This window comes from Leucobacter sp. UT-8R-CII-1-4 (assembly GCF_030010235.1).
Lineage (GTDB): Bacteria > Actinomycetota > Actinomycetes > Actinomycetales > Microbacteriaceae > Leucobacter.
The window spans coordinates 351,764-372,360 of the sequence record NZ_JASCRS010000003.1 but is presented as its reverse complement, the minus strand read 5'-3'; the positions used below and the strand labels follow the sequence as shown (position 1 = coordinate 372,360).

The following is a 20,597-nucleotide window of genomic DNA, read 5'->3' as shown; positions in this document are numbered from 1 at the left end:
GATCTAGCTCGATTGCCCTGACTTTGCGTCACACTCGCGCAATTGCGACGTGAATTGCGGGTTGAGGTCTGCCAACGCGGTGATCGCTCGTTCGGGGTGCTCAGCGATCCGGTTGAGCACATAGAGCCACCATTCAGGTCCGAACACGATGTACTCCCTGGTAGCAAGACCCTCGTCGCGCAAGCTGTCCAAGAGTTCGGTGCCAAGGCCCTGGAGCATTTCGAATTCCACATGCTCAGCTCGTAGCTCATCGCCAAGCTCATCTTGCAATCTGGCAACAAGGGTGCGGTCATGGCTTGCGATATTGACTCGGTGGCTGGCGCGAACAAGTTCGCTCACCATTGCCCGATAGGCCTGATACATCGGGGCCGAGTTACGTGGGTGAGCGACCGCCGAGCTTTCGAGAAACGCGCCTTTTACCACGCGGATTGGGCCTGGCCGTCTGCGCACACGATCAAGATCGATCGGCGTGCGATGCAGACGAGCTTGCAGCGTGATTCCGGTTTCAGGGAAGTCGGAAGAGATCCGTTCCCAAAGTTCCAGCACAAGATCGGTGCGCGATGAGCCTTCTGCGGAAACCATCACATAGCTGCCAGCATCGCGTGCAGCTTGCGCAATTCGTAAGGCATGTTTTAGGCCAAGCTCCGGCGAGACCACCGAACCAACGTGCGAAAGGTCAAAGGAGATTGTCGCCGTGCCAGGTGTAGCAGCAAGCTGCGCTGCCAAATCGACGATCGTCTCTGTCTCGCGGAGCGCAACATCGGCATCGCGAACTGATTCACCCACGCACTCGATGCTTCCCTGGTGACCTTTCGCGTGGTTTGCGGCCAACAGTCGCAGCGCATCGTCCACTTGCGAACCTGCTGTGTATCGTCGCGCGACACGCTCCGCAATCGAAGCGAGCGCTGGATCAGCCCGCACAGTTTCTTTGAGGCGCTCATCAAGCGCCCAGCTTCGGAGGGTGTCTGCGGCGGCGGCAAGTTCTTCGTGAGGAATCGTCATAGCGTCAAGGTATTGCGCCTCGCCTAGGCCGGTATTGTACGAAATTGCGTTATCCGCGGTAGGCCCCAGGGGTTGCCGCGACATAAGCGCGAAATACCCGGTGAAAATGGCTTTGATCAGTGAACCCCAGTACCGCAGCAGTTTCGCTGAGCGATCTCCCGTCGCGGAGCAGACCTCGCGCCGCAATAATGCGCTGGTTCTGCCGCCAGGCGATCGGTGTCATCCCCGTTGCACGTTTGGTCGCGCGGATCAGCTGATACTTGTCCATCCCGGCGAGCGTGGCGAGCTCATCGAGCGTTGATTCCGAAGTGTGTTCCTCAAGCTGTTCAAGAACCGGCGCAAGTTGCGCAGCCAGCACCCGGTCGGTCACCGGAGTGAGCCGTAGCACCGGGCTCAGTGTTGCGCACTCCCGCAAGGCAGTGGCAATCTGAGCTTCCACCTGCGCTGATTCCAGTCCCGCAAATAGCCGTGAATTGAGCTGATCTAGCCGCTGATATACGGCACTATCGCGGAAAATGGTGATTTCACTCAACAACTGCGGAGCGTCTCCAGCAAGAAACTCAGCGACCCAACTCTCGTCAGCGTGGATCATTTGGTATTGCCAGCGGCCCTGATCCGGGTTGCACGCGTGTACGTGACCCGCCGGAATAACGATGATGTCGCCCGCCAATAGTTGCACGGCCTGATCGGAGACACCTGTCACCAGCGCAGTACCGGAATCGATCAGCCCGATCGAAAACCGGTCGTGCGTATGCGGCCGATAGCAGGTGAGCTCCTGGCAGGAGCGCCGAGATTCCAAGTGCGGCAGCCGTTCACTGCGCCAAAACTCGGTCATCGCTTATGTCGCAATCCCTCAGGCATGCACTGAGCATACGACAGGCCATGACCTGCGGTTCCGCGCGGGCACATGGCGCAAGCTGCCAACGTTAACCTTCAGCAGCCAGCTCTTCTGATCGACGAATGTTTGCGGCGAAAGCCCGGTCATAAATCTCGCCCAGCTTGGCTTCTTGCATCACGAGGATCGCCTGCTCTGTGGTGCCCTTCGGGCTCGTCACCTTGCGACGCAACTCTGCCGGTTCCTCACCGCTTTGACGTAGCAGCTCTGCCGAACCGATCACGGTCTGCTCCGCCAACAGACGAGCCTGATCGTCGTCAAAGCCGAGCCGCTTGGCGGCCGCCGTCATTTCTTCGGCATACAAGAACAGGTAGGCGGGGCCTGAGCCTGAAACAGCAGCAACCGCATTGATCTGCTCTTCGCGCACCACAATCGCAACACCCACGGTTTCAAAGATCCGCTTCACCAAAGCTAGCGATTCCGCGCTGGTCTGGTCGTTGCCAGCGATACCGGTCATGCCAAGACCAACATTCGATGGCGTGTTCGGCATGGCCCGCACCACAGAAACGCCCTCTGGCAGCACCTCAGTCATGCTTGCTGTGGTGACGCCTGCCGCAACACTTACAACAACTGCTCCGGGGGCAAGATCCGCTGCAACCTCACTGAGCACTTCGGCAATCTGCCAGGGCTTTACAGCGAGGATCACCACGCTCGCGCCCCGCACAGCTTTACGGTTCGCCTCAGCATCAAGTTCATTCGCGAAAGCCCGCACATCACTCGCGCCATCGAACGCTGCAGCGCTCGCGGCAGAACGGGTGGTCACCGAAATAAGGCCGTCAACCGCCACGCCCGGAGCACGCAATCCGGCAAGAATTGCGCCGCCCATCGAACCGACGCCGATCATCGCAATACTGGGTAGCTGCTGAGATACATTCGCTTCGCTCATAGTCACCAAGTCTAGGATGGGAGGCGATCCATCGAACAAAGGGGATTCGGACATGACGGCGAGCAGCGAAGACGTAGCAAAGATCGAGGCAAGCCTGCTTGAGGGCGCCAGTATTCGTCGCGTGATCGGTCTTCAGGTCGCGCATGCCGGCGAAGTACTTGTGGTTGGCGCAAAGGTCGATATCGACTCTGAGCTCACCATGAAAGAGGTCTCGGTGATCCTCGCCCAGGCAAAACGTCGCGTGCAGAAGGCTCTGCCAGAGGCAAAGGTGATTTACATCGAGCCGGATGTTTGGATCGACCCCGATGTGACGCCACCGACCACGAGCGCCATTGTGATGCTCGGTCTCGACTAGGCTTTCGCGCGTATCGAATACGCACATCTTGACGAGCTCAACGGACGAAGCGATGTCAAGTTTCTAACGCCGTGCGGCAAAAAACTCTTGAAGTAGGGCCTGGCAATCTTCAGCGTTTACTCCGCTGACGACCTCAGGTACCGCGTGTGGCAATCGACCATCTCGCAAGAGGTCGTAGACGCTGCCAGCCGCACCAGCTTTTTCGTCCCACGCGCCAAATACCACGCGCGGAATACGCGCCGCAAGAATGACGCCAGCGCACATCACGCAAGGTTCGAGGGTGACTACTAGTGTGCACCCGTCAAGCACTCGGTCGTTCAACACGCGAGCTGCCTCACGAATAGCATTCACCTCGGCGTGCGCCGTTGGATCCTTCTCAAGCACGCGAGAATTGCGACCGGTTGCAATCACCGAGCCTTGCGCATCGACCACAAGCGCACCAACCGGAATTTCTCCGGCATCGCTTGCAACCCGTGCCTCGACAAGCGCGGCAGCCATCAGCTCGCGCTCTCGATCACTCGGTGGAATGCTGCCCACTGTGCCTCACTCGTAAAAAGTGCGCAGTCACTCGCCAAGACCTCGACTAAGCTGGAAACATGCGCGTTGTCATTGCGGATCATCCGCTGATCACTCACAAGCTTACGGTTTTGCGCGACAAGCGCACGCCTCCGCCTACCTTCCGACTCTTGGTCGAGGAACTGATGACCCTGCTCGCCTACGAGGCGACTCGCGAGGTCAAGGTCGATCCCATCGAGATCGAAACGCCGGTCACCACGACCACTGGTGTGCGAATCAGCCATCCAACTCCGCTGATTGTTCCCATCATTCGTGCGGGTCTTGGCATGCTCGAGGGCATGGTGAAGCTGATTCCCACCGCAGAGGTTGGCTTCCTCGGTATGAAGCGCAACGAAGAGACGCTTGTGCCTGAAACCTACGCCGAGCGTCTGCCGGATCATCTCGAACAGCGTCAGTGCTTCGTGCTTGACCCGATGCTTGCTACCGGTGGATCGCTCGCAGCTGCGATCAACTTCCTCTTTGATCGCGGTGCAGAAGAAGTGATCGCGATTTGTATTCTCGGCACCCCCGAGGGCATTAATGCCGTTCGCGAGACCGTCGGCGATCGCAACGTCACCCTCGTGCTCGGCGCACTCGATGACGGCCTCAACGAGCAGGCCTACATTGTGCCGGGGCTCGGCGATGCCGGCGACCGCTTGTACGGCACAGCTGACTAGCAAATACTTTGATCTGTTTTGAATCGCTCCGGGCACGGCTCGGGGCGATTCTTTTTTTGGCGCGGGTGAGGTTCCGCGATCTGCGGCCGTCGGCCGAGCGTCACACAAAGAAATAATTTGACATGAAGCGCAATGCTTTGATTAACTCTGACTTATGACTGACACGAATCGTCCCCAGGCCACCCGCGAGGTGAACTTTGGGCAGGCTGGCATGATGATGTGCCGCCGTAGTGTCATGTGCTGTCGAATGCACCTCAGCTAGGCGAGAGAACAGCAAAGCTTCGAGCTTCGCACGCCTAGCGCTCGGCGAAAGAACCGAGCATCCTGCCTGCATCCTCCTTCTGACGAGGATCGTGCACAGCGGCCTTCCAGCTGCTCCTGGCGAATACCGCCACACAGATCGGGTGTTTCACGTAGAACGCCGCCTGGTCTGAATCAGCACACGCGGCCTCGCAGCGCCGCAGCCACCGACGGTGGCAACCGCAGAAAGACAGCACATCATCATGACTACCATCACTCGCACCGCAGCAACTGTTCGCCCAGACCTCGCTCAGGCACACACCTCGGAACGTCGAGTTCCAGAGGGCACCGAGGTTCGTGGGTTTGCCCTCTACGTTGGCCTCGCAGACGACAAGATCGCTGAGGGCGACCCGAAGCTCGGCGAGATTGTTTCGCAGATCAAGCAGCTCGTCTCGCAGCTCGCACCAAACGCCGGCACCTACGCCGCAGTCGCGCTCGCCCCAGAGGGCACCGGCGGCCGCGATGTTGATGTGGTTCGCCTGGCGCTTGGCGATCCAGCGGCAGTTGCACGTCAGAAGCAGCAGCACGCACCAAGCGAAGATGATCGCGCAGCCAGTGGCGTGACTATCGACCTGTCGCGCAAGCGGGTGCTGCTCGACAACATTGCAGCCCCTCTCACATTCCGCGAGTTTGAGTTGCTGCAATACTTCGTGCTTCGCGAAGGCCTCACCGTGAGCCGCGAAGAGCTCATCGAAAAGCTCTGGGCCGACGCGCCCGAAGATGAGACGCCGAATGAGCGCACCATCGATGTGCACGTGCGTCGCCTGCGGGTCAAGCTTGCCCACTATCAGGACATTGTGCGTACAGTTCGCGGTACCGGCTACCGATTCGATCGTCACGCCGACGTCTCGATTCTGCACGCGGCTACGCCGAGCCCAGACATTTTCTAAGCACTCGTTTTTGCCGGTTTGCACAGTTTTCGCTCAAGAAGTGTGCAATCAGATTGGTGAAACTACCAAAAGTTCACATTCCTGCGGTAGTTTTTTTATACAACCAATACGGTTCCCAACAAGAGAAGAGGGTCGTCATGTCGACTTTGCCTCCCGAAGCAAACGGTGAGCAGCCTCAGCAGCCGACCGTTCCAGAGCAGCCAGTTGCCCCGGAACAGGTCGCTCCAGCAGCACCGGTTCCACCAGCCGCACCGGTACCACCGGCAGCTCCAACAGCGCCGCAGTACGCTGCACCACCTGCGCCACCAGCTGCACCTCAGTACCAGGCACCACCAGCACCACCAGCACCACCAGCTGCGCCCGGCTACCAGGCACCGCCAGCCGCTGGCCACCAGGCTCCTCCCGGAGGCGGCTACCAGCAGCCATACCAGCAGCCAGTCGCCGACCCAGAGGCGAGCAACGTGGTACTGAACTACTGGCTCTCAGTGTTCTTCGCCTGGATCCCAGCGCTGATCTTCTACTTTGTCGGCAAGGACAAGGGAAACCAGCGCGCACACGAGTTTAACGTGGCGAACCTGAACTTCTCGCTGCTGCGCACCGGTGCTGCACTCGCTGCTACGATCCTCGGCTACTTGCCAGTGATCGGCGGCCTGATCGCAGTACTGCTCGGTATCGCGGGCTTTGTGCTCTTCATCTTCCACATCATCGCTGCTGCGAAGGTATCGGCTGATTACCGCTCAAACGCGAAGACCGATCCATTCATCTTCAACGTTCCGATGGTGAAGTAAACGATCCGGTTTTGATGCGGGGTCCGGTTGCAAGCTGCAGCCGGACCCCGCATTTTTGTGCGTGCACTTCACGTGCCCTCTAAGCTGAATACGTGAATGAACGATGGCGTGAAGTAGCTGGAGCCACTGGATTGCTCAATCAGGCTGGCAATGCGCAGCCGACGATCTTTGCCGAGATGAGCGCTCTTGCGATGCGCACGGATTCTGCGAATCTTGGCCAGGGTTTTCCCGACGAAGATGGGCCCGAGTGGATCCGCGAGCTCGCGGTCGATGCCATTCGCGCTGGCGTCAATCAATACGCACCGGGGCGCGGCACCGCCGAACTCCGACACGCCATCGCTGCGCACCAGGCGAAACACTACGGAATCACGCTCGATCCCGATCGTGAAGTGCTCGTAACCACCGGCGCAACCGAGGCAATCGCAGCAGCCCTGATCGCGCTCACCGGGCCAGGCGATGAGGTCGTCACGCTCGAGCCGTTCTACGATTCACATGCCGCGAGTATCGCGATGGCCGGCGCAACTCACGTCACCGTTCCACTACTCGCCCGCGACGGTAGATTTCAATTGGATCTGCAAGCCTTAGAAAGTGCGATCAGTGATCGCACCAAGGCGATCCTCGTAAATACACCGCACAACCCAACCGGCACGGTGCTCACCGAAGCCGAACTTGATGCCATTGCCGCAGCCGCACAGCGTGCCGACGCGATAGTGATCACCGATGAAGTCTACGAACACCTGGTTTTCGATGAGGCTCGGCACCAACCGCTCGCAAGTCGGCCCGGTATGGCCGAACGCACGCTTACGATTTCTTCTTCGGGCAAAACTTTTTCGATCACAGGCTGGAAGATTGGCTGGCTCACCGGCCCGGCCGAATTAGTTGACGCCGTACTCGCGGTCAAACAGTTTCTTACTTTCACGAGCGGCGCCCCATTCCAAGGCGCTATCGCCCAGGCGCTCATCGACGGCGACACTGATATTCGAGAACTGCGCGAGACACTCGCGAGGCGTCGAGAAGTACTGATTGCGGGGCTTTCGAGTGCTGGCTTCGAGACGTTCAGGCCAGACGGCACCTATTTTGTGTGTGCCGACGCGACGCCGTTTTTAAGCTCGGAGCTACCAGATGGCGCCGCATTCGCTCGCTGGCTGCCCGAGAACATCGGCGTAGCCTGTGTGCCGCTCAGCGCATTTTGCGCGGAGGGTTCGCCCGCAGCTGCGGAGTTTGCCAATTGGGTTCGCTTCACCTTTGTGAAACGCGACGACACACTGCATACTGCGATTGAACGCCTGCAGAAGTTGCGCGCAAACTAGACGCTTGCGCGCAACTTGGCTAGGCGGCGATGACCGTGTTGCGGAGCGAGCCGAGGCCTTCAATGCGGCACTCAACGATGTCGCCGGGCTGTAGGTGCTCGGCTGGTGTCATGAATTCACCGCATCCCCACGGGGTGCCAGACAGGATCACATCACCGGGTTCAAGGGTGAAGTTCTGAGAGCAGTAGGCCACGAGTTCGGCAAGACCGAAGATCAACTCTCGGGTATTTGAGTCTTGCTTAATAACATCGTTGACTCGGGTTGAAAGCGCAAGCTCACCAGGGTTTGCAACTTCGTCAGCGGTGACAACTGTCGGCCCAAGCGGACAGAATGTGTCCTGGCTTTTGCCGCGTACCCACTGCCCATCGCCGAATTGCATGTCTCGCGCCGAAATATCGTTTGCAATGGTGTAGCCAAAGACGTAGTCCATAGCTTCTTCGATCTGAACGTGCTGAGCCCGTTTGCCAATCACTAGGGCAAGTTCGACTTCCCAATCGACCCGCTGGGTACGCGCCTGGTCAATCACAACATCACTGTCTGGGCCGGTAACACTTGATGGGAACTTGGTAAATACCAATGGAGCTTTCGGAACCTCTGCCTGGGCTTCACGAATGTGGTCCATGTAGTTGAGGCCAATGGCAACGATCTTGCCGGGAATGAGCGGGGCTAGCACCTCACCCTCAAGTTCTGGGCCTTCAGCTTTAAAGGCAGCACCCCGAGCGAGCATTTGCGGGAGTGTTACTCCTGCGGGCGCGGCGGCAAGCCAGCGTTCATCTTGCTGCACTGCAAGACGAGGACCCTCTGAAGTCTGAATTCTAGCGATACGCATGGTGTCTCCTTTGCACACATTCGCGTCTGGTTAACCAAACTGGTAGTACCAGATTATGTAACCAGGTGCGACTGCGTCAAGTACAGTTATCGCAGACACAAAAACAAAGGAGCACGCAAATGACAACACTTGTCGAGCAACTGCGCGCCCTGATCAGCCTTCGGGAGTATCGACCCGGCGAGCGGCTCCCCTCAGAGCGTGAGCTCGCCACACACTTCGAAGCCTCACGCCCCCGCGTGCGCCGAGCAATCGCGACCCTCATTGAGCACGGCGTGCTCGAGGCACGCGACCGATCCGGTATCTATGTCCGCGCTACTGACGCCTCAGAGCTTCTAGCCGCACGCCTACTCATCGAACCCTGGGCCGCGAGCGAAGCAGCCACGCACGCCACCGCCGATGACCTCACGCATCTGCGCGCCCAACTTGCGGGCGCAGCCAACGCGATTAATGATGAGGCAGGCTTCGCCGCTCACGATCAGAGCATTCACTCGCGGGTGATGCAGGCCAGCGCAAATAGCGTCATCATCGAGCTTTACGCGAGCCTCACGCAGCGCATTAGCGCTTCTCGCGGCCGCACCGCCTCATTGCAGTCAACGCGCACACAGGCCCTCGCCGATCTCACGACGCTGGTAGAAGCTATTGAGTCCGGGCAGCAACAGGCTGCCGCCGACGCGATGCGCAAACACCTCAGCCATCTGCCCGCAAAGTGACTTTGCCCCGCCCCGGTTAGGGGCGCAGCCGAACCGCCAAGGCGCCAAGTTCGGTCCGGAACTCTTCAACACGGTCAATCAATTCACCGAGTGGTGTGCGTACCGCAATCGCGCTCACGCTCACTGCACCGTCGATTGAGGCTGTCGCCGATAGCGAGACCGGTAAAGCTATACAGGCGACTCCAATCTCGCTTTCCTCTCGATCCAACGCAAAACCGCTTTCGCGAATCTGCTCGAGCTCGTGCCAAAGCTTCGCCGGGTCAGTCAGCGTCGAATCTGTGCGCGCGGGCAATGCGCGAGCCTTCGCCCACTGCAGAAATGAATCACTGTCACGAAAACGATCGGCGAGAAGCAGCTTGCCAACTCCGGTCGCGTGAGCAGGATTTCGCCCGCCGACCACCGAGGTCAAGCGCATTCCGCCCGAGGGTGGATCCGCTTTCGCGCGATACACCACCTCGGCCTCATCAAGCACCGCAAAATGCACGGTCTCTCCAAAGCGTTCGCTCAAGCGTTGCAGTGCTGGTTCGACCCTTGCGCTCTCGGGTCGCTGCTCGTGGACCGTGAACGCAAGGCGTAGCAGTTCGTCTCCAACGACGTAGCTTCCACGCCCGTCTTGAGCGGCAAATCCGCGCTTGCGCAGCGTTGCAAGCGCTCGATGCACGCTCGACTTCGGCGCATCAACAGCAATTGCGAGGTCTTCAAGTGAAACACCAGAGGGATGTCTGCCTAATTCACTCAACACCAACAGCACGCGGTCGGCACCGACTGCTCGCTCTTCGCTCATGACTCTCCTTCTGCGTTCGATCAGTTTACTAGCGCTCGGCAAATTCCAATTGTTTGACTTTGATTTCATTTAATGGAATATTGCAATCAAGAGTAAGCCGCAATGAAAGGACAATGATGTCGCGGAAAGCAGTAGTGACTGGTGGGTGCAGCGGCCTTGGCCAAGCAACCGCCGCGAGACTAGCCGAGGACGGCATTGAGGTGATCACCTTCGATCTCTCACCCGACGCAGACTTTCGCGTAGATGTCAGCGACTCAGCCTCAGTTGCTGATGCCGCCGCAAAGGTGGGAGCTATCGACATTCTGGTGAACAGCGCCGGCATCGTCGGTGAGGGAAAGCCGACCTGGGAAATCAGCGACCAAGACTGGCAGAAAACCCTTGCGGTAAACCTCACCGGCACATTCAACCTTTGCCGCGCGTTTTCTCCAGGCATGATTAACGCAGGTTGGGGCCGAATCGTAAACATCGCGAGCATGGCAGGCAAAGACGGCAATCCAAACATGGCACCCTATTCCGCTTCGAAGGCAGCCGTAATCGGACTCACCAAGACTCTGGGCAAGGAGCTCGCACCCCATGGTGTGCTCGCAAACGCCATCGCCCCGGCGGTAGTGGCGACTCCAATGAACGAGAGCACTGCCCCAGAAGTGCTCGCCCACATCACGAGCCTGATCCCGATGGGCCGAGTTGGCCGCGCCGACGAAGTCGCCGAACTCATCGCCTGGCTGACCTCCGACCGCTGCAGCTTCTCAACCGGAGCGGTTTACGACATCAGCGGCGGCCGAGCAACCTACTAGCCCCTGCACTCAATGTCTGGTTATTGGAATTTCCAATAACCAGACATTGAGTGCCAAGAAGCCATCGGGATGGTGCGGGCGATCCCCCGCAAAACCCCCGCCAAAACCACCCGAGCAAACAGAAAAGCGGGATGCACGCTCTCCGCGCATCCCGCTTTCCCGGAGGCTCAGCTTTTTGCCGGAAGGCGTAAGCCGCTCAGTCCCCCATCGACCACAAGCGTGGTTCCAGTAGTTGATCCGGCGAGGGGGCCAGCCAGATAAGCAATCGCCTCGGCCACCTCTTCAGCCTTGACCAGTCGCCCGTGCGGCTGCCTAGCTTCGAGCGCCGCGCGCTCGGCAGCTGGGTCGTCGGCCTGATCCATTAGGTTCTGAATCCACGGCGTATCTGCGGTGCCCGGCAGCACCGCATTCACGCGAATGCCTTCGGCCATGTGGTCGGCCGCCATCTGCAGCGAAAGCGACGAGACCGCCCCCTTGGTTGCGCCGTACAACGCGCGATTAGGCACCCCCACAATCGCAAGCACTGACGAGGTATTCACGATCGCTGCGTGCGGCGATGCGCGAAGCCACGGCATTGCTGCACGCGAAACCCGTACGAGCCCAAGCACGTTGATGTCAAAGACTCGATGCCATTCGGCCTCATCGTTGCCTTCGATGGTGCCCTGAGCACCAATTCCAGCGTTGTTCACCACGATGTCGATGCCACCAAGGCGCTCGGCAGCCGCCTCGACTGCTGCTTGGACTTGCTCTGCATCTGAGATGTCTGCTTGAAAAGCCGGCACATCATTGGCGACGGCAACAATATTTCGATCGAGGATCGCCACGCGCGCCCCACCCGCACGCAAGCGGGCAACAATCGCAGCCCCGATTCCCGATGCGCCGCCGGTCACAATCGCGGCAAGGCCAGAAAACTCGTTACTCATGCTGCTCCCTACTTTCCTACGCTCATTGCGGCGGCGTTCAGCACCGCCCCATCAACTCGAAGTTCTACCTCCCGCAGATACGGCGCCACGGCATCAAGGTTCACGGCGATGCCGATTCCGGGCGCCGTTGGCGCGCTCACCTGCCATTGCTCGTCCGGCACGAGCGCGGTCGCGGTGACGGCCTTCGCGAGTTCGCTGAGGCCCGCGGGGAACTCGCAGAGTGTGCTCGTCGCTTGCCCGGCGAATGAGTGCAGCGAGGCGGCGAGCGCGAGGTGTGAGGTGAAGGAGTGGTTCACATAGGTAACGCCCTCGGCTGCCGCGAAATCAGCGATTTCCTTTGACGCTCCAATGCCGCCGACACGACCGGTATCGATCTGGACAAACCGGATGCCGCCGAAGCGAATCAGGTTCTTCGCCATTTCTGGGTTGTGTGAGGCTTCACCGCCAGCGAGCGCCACCTGCGGCGAGCGCCGCGCAAGTTCGGCATGTGCGAGATAGGCGTATGGGCTAAATGGTTCTTCGAGCCATAGCGCGTTCACTTCTTCTAGCAGCGGGATGCGCGCAGCGGCAGCATCGACATCTTCGCCCCAGATTTGCCCGGCGTCGACCATCAGCTTCGCTTCGCTTACGCCCTCGCGCGCGGCACGAAGTTGTGCCTGATCGGCGTCGAGCGATCCAGCGCCGAAGCCGCCCCAACCGAACTTCACCGCGCCGTAGCCCGCTTCGACTGCGGCGCGACCGCGCTCAAAGGTTTCTTCTGGTGTTCCGCCAAAGAGCAGTGACGCGTAGGGGTCTTTGGCAATGTTTTGTTTGTAACCGAGTAGTTGCCAGACTGGGGCGCCGAGTTGGGTGCCGAGCAGGTCCCAGAGCGCCATTTCTACGCCTGACCAGGTGTGCGCTGCCTGCAGCAGGTCCATACTGTTGCGGCGCACGTTTTCGCTCAATCGCGCGATATCAGCTGGTGACTCTAGTCGCTCGCCGATGACCGAGGCTGCGACTGGCTGGCAGACTCCGTGCGACCGTGGCGTGACGAACGCCGCAATGGATACGAGCGGGGAGGCTTCGCACTCGCCCCAACCTTCTGCTCCGTCGGCAGAGCGCACGCGAACCAGTAGCGCGTCTTGGCTGCCGTCTGCATCAAGTGTCACTACCGGCATTGCCGCGTAAAAAAAGTCGACCGCGCTGATCTGCACGTCGCCCTCCGTTCTCTCACCGTTGAGTGTCGAATCGACAAAAATTATAGATTGTTAACAGTTAACCATACGTGCGCGGCAGATCGTCCTGCCACTGAATTTCAAGGTGCCACGAGAGCTTTCCACCAGCACGAAGCCAGCTGAGCGCGTCTGCAGCGCGCGCATCATCTCTCGTTCGACCCGGTGTCGACATCATCTCGATACCAAACACGTCACCACACCAAGGCGAGCGCGGCGGCCGGAAATGCCGCCAAAACAGCAGTTCAGCCGTCTTTGTCAGATCAGAACTTATGCGCACCGAACCGGCGTAGTCTGGCGCAGTCAAGATGATTTCTGGGTCAGCGAGCGTGACACACAAGTGGTCGTGCGAACCGTCGGCTGCAACCGGAATCACATCGGTTCGCGCACTACCGCCCAATCGCTCTATTGCTGTCGGCCAGCTGAAATCTTGACCAGCGAGAAAACGATTCGCACCGGGCTCAGAGACCTCAGGCGTAGTGTGAGCCCGAGCGGCTCGAAGAGCAACCTCTCCGCCCGCAAAAACCGAGCGTGCAAAACAGGGATGTTCACCGAAACTCACTTCCCTATCCATTGCGCCCTGATTCACTACCGTCGTGCTTACTCGCACGTTCGTGCCATCAAGCTGCACCTTGCGCACAGCGCGCAGCCCATCCACCTCAAGCTCGCAGCTCAAGCTTGTGTCGTCGTGTTGCAGCACATGCCAAGCAAAGCGAGGAAAGGTTCCGTGCATCTGTTCATCGACATCATTGGCGCCGGGGATCCCGGCATTCGGAAACATGCCAAACCAACCGCCGGCAAAAACCTCTGCGTCAAAAGGATCGCCAGTCGAACTTGCCTGTGCCGGATCCACGAACGGATGCAACGGGGCGTTCGGGCGCTGCCAAAGCAGATTCACTCCAATTGCGGTAGGAACAATTTCAGTCAGCAACATTCCGTGTTCCGGTACGCAAGCGACTTCAAGTTCACGAGTGCGCAACACAATTGCGTTCATCATCAAGCCCTGGACAATGCGCGGAAACGGAAAAGGCTGCCAGCCAGCGGCTCACGCCGCCAATCTAATTCAGTGAAACCTTCGGCTGCCGTAGTCACATACAGATCGTCACCGACAAACTCGCAAGCAGTCACCTGACTCACCGGAAGCGAATACTCGCCGAGCTTCATCCCCGCAAGCGAATAACGTTCCACCCGGGCTCCCCCAAAACAGGCCACCCAAAGATTGCCGTCTGGTCCAATACAGATTCCATCAGGAAGCGCCGAGTCATGCTGGATCAAAACCTCGCGCTTGTGCCAGCTCTCACCCTTCGCCCCCGTCGGCACACGATAAACACGCTGCTCGACGCTCTCGGCAAAATAGAGCCAACTTTGGTCTGAGCTCCAAGCGAGACCATTCGGGATTGTGAGACCACTCGCTACCGTGCGCGTTGAACCATCAATCTCAATCGCCACAAGCTCAGCAGCACCCTGCGCTTCATCTGCAGCCATTCTGCCCACGTAACGCCTCCCCCAGGGGTCGATGTTCGCGTCGTTTGAAATCAGTTCGGAACCATCATCAAAGCGAAAGATAAGCTGCGCAGTCGACTCCGGTCGCCAACGGTAGATGCCCTCGGCTCCAACCAACTCGAACTCACCGCCCGCGAGCGGAAGCGCAGCACCCAACGGAGCAATTCCCGTGTCGTAACTGCGAATCGCTTCTGTGGCCGGGTCGAGTAAAAACACTCGCCCAGTTGGAATATCTATCCACGACAACCGCCCACTGGGCGCACTCCACCGAGGCCCCTCAAGGAGAGAACCAGTTGGAGCGGCCGAGAGTTGTTCACACTCGTGCTCGGTCATACCGCTGTCAAACCACCATCTACAGTGAAAATTCCACCGGTGCAGTACGCGGCCTGATCGCTCAGCAGGAACAAGCTCATTGCCGCGATCTCATCAGGCCGGCCAACCCGCCGCTGCGGAATACCCTGCACCTCCTGGGCAAGTTTCACTTCGTCACGCATCACAAAATCATTGATCGGGGTATTGATCAGGCCCGGCCAAATCACATTCACCCGAATACCCTGAGCCGCATACTCATTCGCCATAACTCGGCCAAGCCCCGTCACCGCAGCCTTACTCGCGCTATAGGCATGGTGGCCAAGCTCCAAGCCAAAGTGCCCGGTAGGTGAACCGATCAACACCACACTGCCCGAATGCGGCGCCGCCTGCAGCATCGCACCGACAACAGCCCGCGACACCCGCATGGTGCCGCCCGTGTTTACATCAACAACCCTGCTCCAAACCTCATCAGAGAGACTGTCGACCGCCGCATCGCTCTCCGGCTCAATACCGGCCGAGGCGACGAGCCCATCTGGCGCACCGAACGCAGCGACTGCCGCCTGCACCCAAGAGTTCACGCTTTCGCTGTCACTCACATCAACGCGGGTCGCCCGCAGACGCTCGTCACCGACCGCTCCACGCAATTGATCCAGCGCCTCAATATTGAGGTCGGCAACCGAAACCCGGCAACCCTGCGCGAGCAAAGCCGTGACCGTCGCCAAACCAATGCCGCTGCCGCCACCGCTCACCAAGATGTGCGAGTGCTGCAAACTGCGGTACACAACTGCCGGCTCACTCACCGTGCGCCTCGTTTCCCTGGCGCCTACCGAGCAGTCGAATAGGCGACGCAAGCACGTGCTCGTCAAGCATTTCTAGAGCTGCAGTGAGATCGCCACCGCGGATCACCTCAAGCAATTGCACATGCTCATCAACGATCACCCCAGGGTGCTCATGCAGTGAACCCAGCTGATAAAAACCAGCACGAATGCGAGGTTCAATCGTCGACCACAACTGCTCAGCATGATAATCATTCGACATATTGATGATGTAAGTGTGGAACTCAACATCAAGATCAACAAGATTCTGCAGCTGATCGGGGCCGCCCTCGTTCACCGTCTGCGTCATCAAGTCGATGATGTTCTGCAACGCTTCAAGATCGCGTTCTTGCAGCACCTTCAGTGCGCCCTCAAGAGCAAACTTTTCAAGCACGTAGCGGACCGGCAGCAGGATTCCGCGCAGATCAGCGTCTGAAATCTCTACGACAATCGCGCCCTTATAGGCCTCAACAACGATCAAGCCATCTTTTTCGAGCTGACGCAAAGCCTCGCGGACCGGGCCACGGCTAATTCCGAACTCGCGCGCAATCGACTCCTCAGCGATACGAGTACCGGGCGGAAACTCACCCCGGATGACTCGACCGCGCAAGATGTCAGTGAGCTCCTGCGAAATAGTGAGGCGGTCGCGAAGCACTCGCGACTCCTTCTCTTTGTTCATCAGTTCACTCCGATCACATTCGGCAGCAGCTCCCAGCCGCCAACCTTTGGGTGGTCACCCAAAAGCTGGAATCCCTCAGCGAATGGAACGCCAGCCTCCTCCCCGCGTTGTTTTGCCATGCGGGTTGAGTCGTCGTCCATGTCAGTCTCAAAGATTCGCTCCATCCACGCTACCTGGCTAACGTGCTGCGCGAGCATTTCCTTGCGCCGCTCAATCACCGAAGTGACATCAACATAGCCCTCAGGAACAAAATTTTGGCCCTGGTAAGTATCCATGATGAACGTTGTAGGTATCTCAGCTGGCGGGAAGGCTGTTTTGATCAGCGGCACACTCGCCGGAATACGAGCGTCACGAGCAATCGTTCCAGCGATCCGATGATCCGGATGGTAGTCCTGCTCGCTCAGAATAAACATAAGATCCGGCTGAGCCTCACGAATCGCATCAATAAAACTCAGACGCGATTCACGATTACTGAAGAGAAACTCATCGTCATAACCCATCCAAATGAGTTTGGCACCGATCAGATCACAAGAGGCCTGAGCCTCCTCTTGACGCATCAACGCAATCTTCTCCCGGGTTCCGGTTGGGTGACCGATATCGCCCTTCGTCGCAATAGCAATGTAAATCTCATGCCCCTGATCTGCGAGCAAGATCAGTGTGCCAGCGCAGAAGTTTTCAATGTCATCGGGGTGTGCACCGATCGCCAGTACCTTCATCTTCATTAACCCTTCTTCTGCTCAGAGAGCTGCCGTTGATCCACGCGTGGGATCAAAATGTGGAACCGCTGCAATGAGGTCCCTAGTGTATTCAGCGTTTGGCGCGGCAAAGATCTGCTCCACCGCACCCTCTTCAACAATCTGCCCCTGCTTCATCACAATGATGCGATCTGAGAGGTACTTCACCACTCGCAGATCGTGCGAAACAAAGATGTAGGCCACGTCGAGCCGATCACGCAATTCGAGCAGCAGATTCAAAATCTGAGCCTGCACCGAAACGTCAAGACCCGAGGTAATCTCGTCGCAGATAATCAGGCGCGGCTGCATAATCAGTGCGCGCGCGAGACTGATTCGCTGCCGTTGCCCACCACTGAAAACCGCAGGGTAACTTTTCGCGTCGGCGGCACGCAGACCGACTTCCTCAAGCACCTGCGCCACCCTGTCATCGCGTTCCTTAGGCGTACCAAGACCCCGCAGATCAAGAGAATCGCCTACGGTCTGCCGCACGGTCAGGTGCGGAGCAAGCGAGCCGTATGGATCTTGGAAAACATACTGCACATCTTCACGAAGGGTCCGGAAGTCACCCCGGGACCGCACCGGCTTCCCGTCAAAGTACAGGTCACCCGAGGTGAGCTGCTCAATGCCAACAAGCATGCGCGAGACAGTGCTCTTGCCCGATCCGCTCTCACCGACAAGACCAACGATCTCGCCAGAAGAGACCGATAGCGAGACATCATCTACCGCCACCAGCGGCGAGCGCTGCCCGGGAATTCGGTATTCGCGTCGCAGGTGTTCACCACGCAGAATCTCAGTCATTTGTGTCTCCTCGCGTTTCAAGAGAAACCCGCACGGTGTGCTCTGGGTTGCCCTGCACCGGCACCATTTCACTGGCTGGTCTGGTCGGTGACATCTTTGGGCGTACCGCCGTGTACGGCCGAAGCGGCTCGTCTTTGGTGCTGTGCAGCGTCGGCGCGGCATCAATCAAACCGCGAGTGTAAGGGTGCTGCGGGTTATTCAAGATGCTCTCTACCGGGCCAGCCTCAACGATCTGACCGGCATACATCACCATCACCCGGTCGGCCACGGCACCAATCACACCCAGGTCGTGACTGACAAAGAGGCAGCCGAAGCCATCACTCTCGATCCTGGCGCGAATCAGGTTCAAGATTCCCTCCTGCACGCTCACGTCAAGGTTCGTGGTCGGTTCGTCAGCGACCACAAACCTTGGCCGACAAGCGAGCGCCATCGCGATGCAGACACGCTGCTTGAGCCCACCGCTGAGCTGGAACGGGAAGGAGTTGAACCGCTCGCGCGGGTTCGGGAATCCGACGTCTTCGAGCGCCACGACCGCGCGCTCTTCTGCTTCTTTTTTGCTCAACGATTGGTGAGCACGAAGCACATCCACAAGCTGTTTCTTGACGGTTCTGGTGGGGTTCAAAGCAGCCGAGGGATCCTGAAAGATCATCGAAAGCTCTGCCCCGCGCAGCTTTCGTAATTCAGCATTACTGAGTGAGGTGAGATCGTCTCCAACAAATTTCACCTCGCCAGCACGCACGTGAAGTCCCTCGGGAAGCAAACCCATTGTGGTGAGACCGGTGAGCGACTTGCCCGAGCCAGACTCGCCAACGAGACCAACGCACTCACCCGGGCGCACTTGAAGGCTGAGTTCGTGCACCAGTGCTGGCGCATCGACAGCCGTTGAGCCAAGTGAGACGGTGAGGTTCTGTACATCAATAATCGGCACAGCGCTCTGCAGAGTATTCACAGTGAAGACATCCCTTCGATCACACGGTTCGCAGAGGTCAGCGGTCCGGCAGGTGCCTGAGTCTGTTCGGTCTCAAGCGGAGCTTCGCTTCCACCATCGACCGCCCGCAGCTTCTGGCGCTTACGCACGAGAGTTTCGAGAGCAGTACCAAGGCCGATCATGGCCGCACAGGTAATCGCAATCATGATGCCAGGAAGCGTGGTGAGCCACCAGGCATCTGCCATGTACGACTTACCCTCAAGCAGCACACCACCCCATGAAGCGGTCGGCGGCTGAATACCCAAGCCAAGGAAGGAAAGGGTGGATTCCATAACGATCATGGCCGAAGCCTGCAGCGGCGCAATGGTGAGCACAACTGGCAAGACGGTTGGTCCGATATAGCGAAACAGCACTCGGCCGCCACCGGCACCAACCATTTCGGCGGCACTCACGTAGTCCTTCGCGCGCTCACCGACTGCCACGCTTCGCACTACGCGAGCCGCAGAGGCCCAACCCGCGAGCATCATCAGCACGATCAGCACACCAAGTGAAGTACCAACAGCACTCACAATCACAATCGCGAGGATCACGTAGGGCAGTGCCATCTGCACATCGATCAGCCGTTCGACGGCCCAGCGCAGGCCCGGCTGCGACGAACTTGCCGCGAGGCCGGCGAGCACACCGATCACAATTGATCCGGTCATGCCGATCAACGCAACGGGGAGCGAGATTCGACCACCATTCACGATTCGACTGAAGAGGTCACGGCCGAGGCTGTCGGTGCCGAGCAGGTGACCATCGGTGAGCGGGGGCAACAATCGAGCGGCGAGACTCTGCGTATACGGGTCTGGTAAAAAGAACGGGCCGACGAAGGAGAGCAGAATGATCACCGCGAGCACGCTCGAACTGATCCAAAACAGTGGTGTGGTCAATTGCACCCAGGATGTGCGGTTTTTCGCGTTCATCATGCTGCCTTTCCGAGTCGCACGCGTGGGTTCACCACGGTGTACAGCAAGTCGACGATGAGGTTAATCAGCACAAAGGTGACCGCTGCAATAATGGTGACGCCCTGGATCAGCGGGTAGTCACGGGCATTCATCGCGTTCAGGGCAACGCTGCCAAGTCCCGGGTAGTTGAAGACCATCTCAGCCACAATCACGCCTCCGAGCACAGTGCCCATATCGACACCGATCACGGTCATTAGTGGCAGCACTGCGTTGCGGTAGACGTACACGAAGCCGATCTTTGACTCGGAGAGCCCAAAGGCGCGGGCCGAACGCACATAGTCTTCACCGAGCTCTTTGCGCACGCCGCTGATCAGCACTCGCATCTGTGACGGCAAGATGCTGAGGGTGAGCGCGGTCACGGGTAGCACCAGGCTCTTCCAACTGTCGAGACCGCCCGGCGGGAACCAGCCAAGGTTCATTGCGAAGAGTGAGATGAGCAGCAGGGACACCCAAAACAGTGGCGCACTCTGACCGACGATTGCCAGCAGTGAGCTGAACCGCGCGATCAGGCTTGTTGGGTAGCGTGCCGAGAGTGTGCCAAGCACCGTTGCCAGCACGAAGGAGATTGCGAGGGCGATCCCGCCGAGCAAAAGCGTGTTGCCTAGTGCCGGAAGCAGAATGTCGAGCACTGGCACTTCATAGCGGAAGCTTGTGCCGAAGTCGCCACGAAACATGCCGCCGATCGTGTTAAACAGCTGCACGATGATGGGCTTATCCGTGCCAAATTGTTCGCGGTACGACTGCAGTACCGATTCTTGGGTAAACACCTGACCGCGGATACGGGCCGGGTCACCCGCAGTCAGTCGAAGCGCGAAGAAGGCCCCCACTGAGATCACACAGACAACTATCGCGGCCTGTCCGATACGTGAAAGTACATATCTCAAAGTGGGTGCCTCCTTCGGCGACCAGTTT

The 20,597-nt window shown here is 58.7% G+C and carries 24 protein-coding genes; 7 read left to right on the top strand and 17 right to left on the bottom strand.

From position 1 onward, the window contains the following. Positions 1–3: 3 nt before the first annotated feature. The 3 genes from QBL02_RS09060 to proC all read right to left on the bottom strand — a co-directional run bounded on the left by QBL02_RS09060 (position 4) and on the right by proC (position 2,783). Positions 4–1,002: a proline dehydrogenase family protein gene (locus QBL02_RS09060; protein ID WP_282726094.1), complete on the bottom strand. Its 999-nt coding sequence runs from the start codon at positions 1,000–1,002 to the stop codon at positions 4–6. Positions 1,003–1,051: 49 nt separating this feature from the next. Beyond that, the gene (locus QBL02_RS09055; RefSeq protein WP_282726092.1) at positions 1,052–1,837 is read right to left on the bottom strand and encodes an AraC family transcriptional regulator; all 786 of its coding nucleotides are present in this window, start codon (positions 1,835–1,837) and stop codon (positions 1,052–1,054) included. A gap of 91 nt (positions 1,838–1,928) precedes the next feature. Further along, positions 1,929–2,783 (bottom strand): pyrroline-5-carboxylate reductase, encoded by an 855-nt coding sequence (proC, locus tag QBL02_RS09050; RefSeq protein ID WP_282726091.1) that lies wholly within the window; start codon positions 2,781–2,783, stop codon positions 1,929–1,931. Between the two features lie 52 nt (positions 2,784–2,835). On the opposite strand from proC, the gene QBL02_RS09045 reads away from it, so the two are divergent. Further along, positions 2,836–3,138 (top strand): hypothetical protein, encoded by a 303-nt coding sequence (locus QBL02_RS09045; protein WP_282726090.1) that lies wholly within the window; start codon positions 2,836–2,838, stop codon positions 3,136–3,138. A 63-nt stretch (positions 3,139–3,201) separates the two neighbouring features. On the opposite strand, the gene QBL02_RS09040 is transcribed toward QBL02_RS09045, so the two are convergent. After that, complete coding sequence (locus QBL02_RS09040; RefSeq protein ID WP_282726214.1) at positions 3,202–3,636, bottom strand: nucleoside deaminase; 435 nt, start codon at positions 3,634–3,636, stop codon at positions 3,202–3,204. 98 nt (positions 3,637–3,734) lie between these two features. Between QBL02_RS09040 and upp the strand changes: the two genes are divergently transcribed. The 4 genes from upp (at position 3,735) to QBL02_RS09020 (ending at position 7,658) form a co-directional block, all read left to right on the top strand. Beyond that, positions 3,735–4,370 carry a uracil phosphoribosyltransferase gene (gene upp / locus QBL02_RS09035; RefSeq protein ID WP_282726089.1) on the top strand — a complete coding sequence of 212 codons (636 nt, stop codon included), beginning with the start codon at positions 3,735–3,737 and terminating at the stop codon, positions 4,368–4,370. Between the two features lie 503 nt (positions 4,371–4,873). Next, positions 4,874–5,560 (top strand): winged helix-turn-helix domain-containing protein, encoded by a 687-nt coding sequence (locus QBL02_RS09030; protein WP_282726087.1) that lies wholly within the window; start codon positions 4,874–4,876, stop codon positions 5,558–5,560. A gap of 137 nt (positions 5,561–5,697) precedes the next feature. Beyond that, the gene (locus QBL02_RS09025; RefSeq protein ID WP_282726086.1) at positions 5,698–6,348 is read left to right on the top strand and encodes a DUF4870 domain-containing protein; all 651 of its coding nucleotides are present in this window, start codon (positions 5,698–5,700) and stop codon (positions 6,346–6,348) included. 92 nt (positions 6,349–6,440) lie between these two features. Further along, positions 6,441–7,658: an aminotransferase class I/II-fold pyridoxal phosphate-dependent enzyme gene (locus QBL02_RS09020; protein ID WP_282726085.1), complete on the top strand. Its 1,218-nt coding sequence runs from the start codon at positions 6,441–6,443 to the stop codon at positions 7,656–7,658. A gap of 19 nt (positions 7,659–7,677) precedes the next feature. On the opposite strand, the gene QBL02_RS09015 is transcribed toward QBL02_RS09020, so the two are convergent. Next, positions 7,678–8,487 carry a fumarylacetoacetate hydrolase family protein gene (locus tag QBL02_RS09015; protein ID WP_282726084.1) on the bottom strand — a complete coding sequence of 270 codons (810 nt, stop codon included), beginning with the start codon at positions 8,485–8,487 and terminating at the stop codon, positions 7,678–7,680. Positions 8,488–8,606: 119 nt separating this feature from the next. Between QBL02_RS09015 and QBL02_RS09010 the strand changes: the two genes are divergently transcribed. Then, the gene (locus tag QBL02_RS09010) at positions 8,607–9,197 is read left to right on the top strand and encodes an FCD domain-containing protein (protein ID WP_282726083.1); all 591 of its coding nucleotides are present in this window, start codon (positions 8,607–8,609) and stop codon (positions 9,195–9,197) included. Positions 9,198–9,213: 16 nt separating this feature from the next. On the opposite strand, the gene QBL02_RS09005 is transcribed toward QBL02_RS09010, so the two are convergent. Then, complete coding sequence (locus QBL02_RS09005; RefSeq protein ID WP_282726082.1) at positions 9,214–9,981, bottom strand: IclR family transcriptional regulator; 768 nt, start codon at positions 9,979–9,981, stop codon at positions 9,214–9,216. A 113-nt stretch (positions 9,982–10,094) separates the two neighbouring features. On the opposite strand from QBL02_RS09005, the gene QBL02_RS09000 reads away from it, so the two are divergent. Next, a complete protein-coding gene (locus tag QBL02_RS09000; protein WP_282726081.1) occupies positions 10,095–10,775 on the top strand; it encodes an SDR family NAD(P)-dependent oxidoreductase in 681 nt (226 codons plus the stop codon). A gap of 167 nt (positions 10,776–10,942) precedes the next feature. Here QBL02_RS09000 and QBL02_RS08995 read toward each other — a convergent pair whose 3' ends face one another. From QBL02_RS08995 to QBL02_RS08945, 11 genes are all read right to left on the bottom strand, one after another. Then, positions 10,943–11,698, bottom strand: a complete 756-nt coding sequence (locus tag QBL02_RS08995) for an SDR family oxidoreductase (RefSeq protein WP_282726080.1) — start codon at positions 11,696–11,698, stop codon at positions 10,943–10,945. 8 nt (positions 11,699–11,706) lie between these two features. Then, on the bottom strand, positions 11,707–12,891 hold the full coding sequence (locus QBL02_RS08990) for a mandelate racemase/muconate lactonizing enzyme family protein (RefSeq protein WP_282726079.1): 1,185 nt from the start codon (positions 12,889–12,891) through the stop codon (positions 11,707–11,709). A 61-nt stretch (positions 12,892–12,952) separates the two neighbouring features. Then, the gene (locus tag QBL02_RS08985; RefSeq protein ID WP_282726078.1) at positions 12,953–13,903 is read right to left on the bottom strand and encodes a hypothetical protein; all 951 of its coding nucleotides are present in this window, start codon (positions 13,901–13,903) and stop codon (positions 12,953–12,955) included. Between the two features lie 2 nt (positions 13,904–13,905). After that, positions 13,906–14,745, bottom strand: a complete 840-nt coding sequence (locus QBL02_RS08980; protein WP_282726077.1) for an SMP-30/gluconolactonase/LRE family protein — start codon at positions 14,743–14,745, stop codon at positions 13,906–13,908. Next, the gene (locus QBL02_RS08975) at positions 14,742–15,524 is read right to left on the bottom strand and encodes an SDR family NAD(P)-dependent oxidoreductase (RefSeq protein ID WP_282726076.1); all 783 of its coding nucleotides are present in this window, start codon (positions 15,522–15,524) and stop codon (positions 14,742–14,744) included. Before QBL02_RS08975 ends, QBL02_RS08980 begins: the two co-directional genes overlap by 4 nt. Next, entirely contained in the window at positions 15,517–16,218 is a 702-nt protein-coding gene (locus tag QBL02_RS08970; protein ID WP_282726075.1) for a GntR family transcriptional regulator, read from the bottom strand. Before QBL02_RS08970 ends, QBL02_RS08975 begins: the two co-directional genes overlap by 8 nt. After that, positions 16,218–16,940, bottom strand: a complete 723-nt coding sequence (locus QBL02_RS08965; RefSeq protein WP_282726074.1) for a PIG-L deacetylase family protein — start codon at positions 16,938–16,940, stop codon at positions 16,218–16,220. The genes QBL02_RS08970 and QBL02_RS08965 overlap by 1 nt, the downstream gene beginning before the upstream one ends. 15 nt (positions 16,941–16,955) lie before the next feature. Next, a complete protein-coding gene (locus QBL02_RS08960) occupies positions 16,956–17,750 on the bottom strand; it encodes an ATP-binding cassette domain-containing protein (RefSeq protein WP_282726073.1) in 795 nt (264 codons plus the stop codon). Continuing rightward, positions 17,743–18,699: an ABC transporter ATP-binding protein gene (locus QBL02_RS08955; protein WP_282726072.1), complete on the bottom strand. Its 957-nt coding sequence runs from the start codon at positions 18,697–18,699 to the stop codon at positions 17,743–17,745. The genes QBL02_RS08960 and QBL02_RS08955 overlap by 8 nt, the downstream gene beginning before the upstream one ends. Beyond that, entirely contained in the window at positions 18,696–19,643 is a 948-nt protein-coding gene (locus QBL02_RS08950) for an ABC transporter permease (protein ID WP_282726071.1), read from the bottom strand. Before QBL02_RS08950 ends, QBL02_RS08955 begins: the two co-directional genes overlap by 4 nt. After that, entirely contained in the window at positions 19,643–20,569 is a 927-nt protein-coding gene (locus QBL02_RS08945; protein ID WP_282726070.1) for an ABC transporter permease, read from the bottom strand. The genes QBL02_RS08950 and QBL02_RS08945 overlap by 1 nt, the downstream gene beginning before the upstream one ends. Positions 20,570–20,597 lie beyond the last annotated feature (28 nt).

Bases quoted from the DNA above. Each gene is read 5' to 3' on its own strand.
- QBL02_RS09060 (WP_282726094.1), bottom strand. From the start codon at position 1,002: ATGACGATTCCTCACGAAGAACTTGCCGCCGCCGCAGACACCCTCCGA.
- QBL02_RS09055 (WP_282726092.1), bottom strand. From the start codon at position 1,837: ATGACCGAGTTTTGGCGCAGTGAACGGCTGCCGCACTTGGAATCTCGG.
- proC (WP_282726091.1), bottom strand. From the start codon at position 2,783: ATGAGCGAAGCGAATGTATCTCAGCAGCTACCCAGTATTGCGATGATC.
- QBL02_RS09045 (WP_282726090.1), top strand. From the start codon at position 2,836: ATGACGGCGAGCAGCGAAGACGTAGCAAAGATCGAGGCAAGCCTGCTT.
- QBL02_RS09040 (WP_282726214.1), bottom strand. From the start codon at position 3,636: ATGGCTGCCGCGCTTGTCGAGGCACGGGTTGCAAGCGATGCCGGAGAA.
- upp (WP_282726089.1), top strand. From the start codon at position 3,735: ATGCGCGTTGTCATTGCGGATCATCCGCTGATCACTCACAAGCTTACG.
- QBL02_RS09030 (WP_282726087.1), top strand. From the start codon at position 4,874: ATGACTACCATCACTCGCACCGCAGCAACTGTTCGCCCAGACCTCGCT.
- QBL02_RS09025 (WP_282726086.1), top strand. From the start codon at position 5,698: ATGTCGACTTTGCCTCCCGAAGCAAACGGTGAGCAGCCTCAGCAGCCG.
- QBL02_RS09015 (WP_282726084.1), bottom strand. From the start codon at position 8,487: ATGCGTATCGCTAGAATTCAGACTTCAGAGGGTCCTCGTCTTGCAGTG.
- QBL02_RS09010 (WP_282726083.1), top strand. From the start codon at position 8,607: ATGACAACACTTGTCGAGCAACTGCGCGCCCTGATCAGCCTTCGGGAG.
- QBL02_RS09005 (WP_282726082.1), bottom strand. From the start codon at position 9,981: ATGAGCGAAGAGCGAGCAGTCGGTGCCGACCGCGTGCTGTTGGTGTTG.
- QBL02_RS09000 (WP_282726081.1), top strand. From the start codon at position 10,095: ATGATGTCGCGGAAAGCAGTAGTGACTGGTGGGTGCAGCGGCCTTGGC.
- QBL02_RS08995 (WP_282726080.1), bottom strand. From the start codon at position 11,698: ATGAGTAACGAGTTTTCTGGCCTTGCCGCGATTGTGACCGGCGGCGCA.
- QBL02_RS08985 (WP_282726078.1), bottom strand. From the start codon at position 13,903: ATGAACGCAATTGTGTTGCGCACTCGTGAACTTGAAGTCGCTTGCGTA.
- QBL02_RS08980 (WP_282726077.1), bottom strand. From the start codon at position 14,745: ATGACCGAGCACGAGTGTGAACAACTCTCGGCCGCTCCAACTGGTTCT.
- QBL02_RS08970 (WP_282726075.1), bottom strand. From the start codon at position 16,218: ATGAACAAAGAGAAGGAGTCGCGAGTGCTTCGCGACCGCCTCACTATT.
- QBL02_RS08965 (WP_282726074.1), bottom strand. From the start codon at position 16,940: ATGAAGATGAAGGTACTGGCGATCGGTGCACACCCCGATGACATTGAA.
- QBL02_RS08960 (WP_282726073.1), bottom strand. From the start codon at position 17,750: ATGACTGAGATTCTGCGTGGTGAACACCTGCGACGCGAATACCGAATT.
- QBL02_RS08950 (WP_282726071.1), bottom strand. From the start codon at position 19,643: ATGAACGCGAAAAACCGCACATCCTGGGTGCAATTGACCACACCACTG.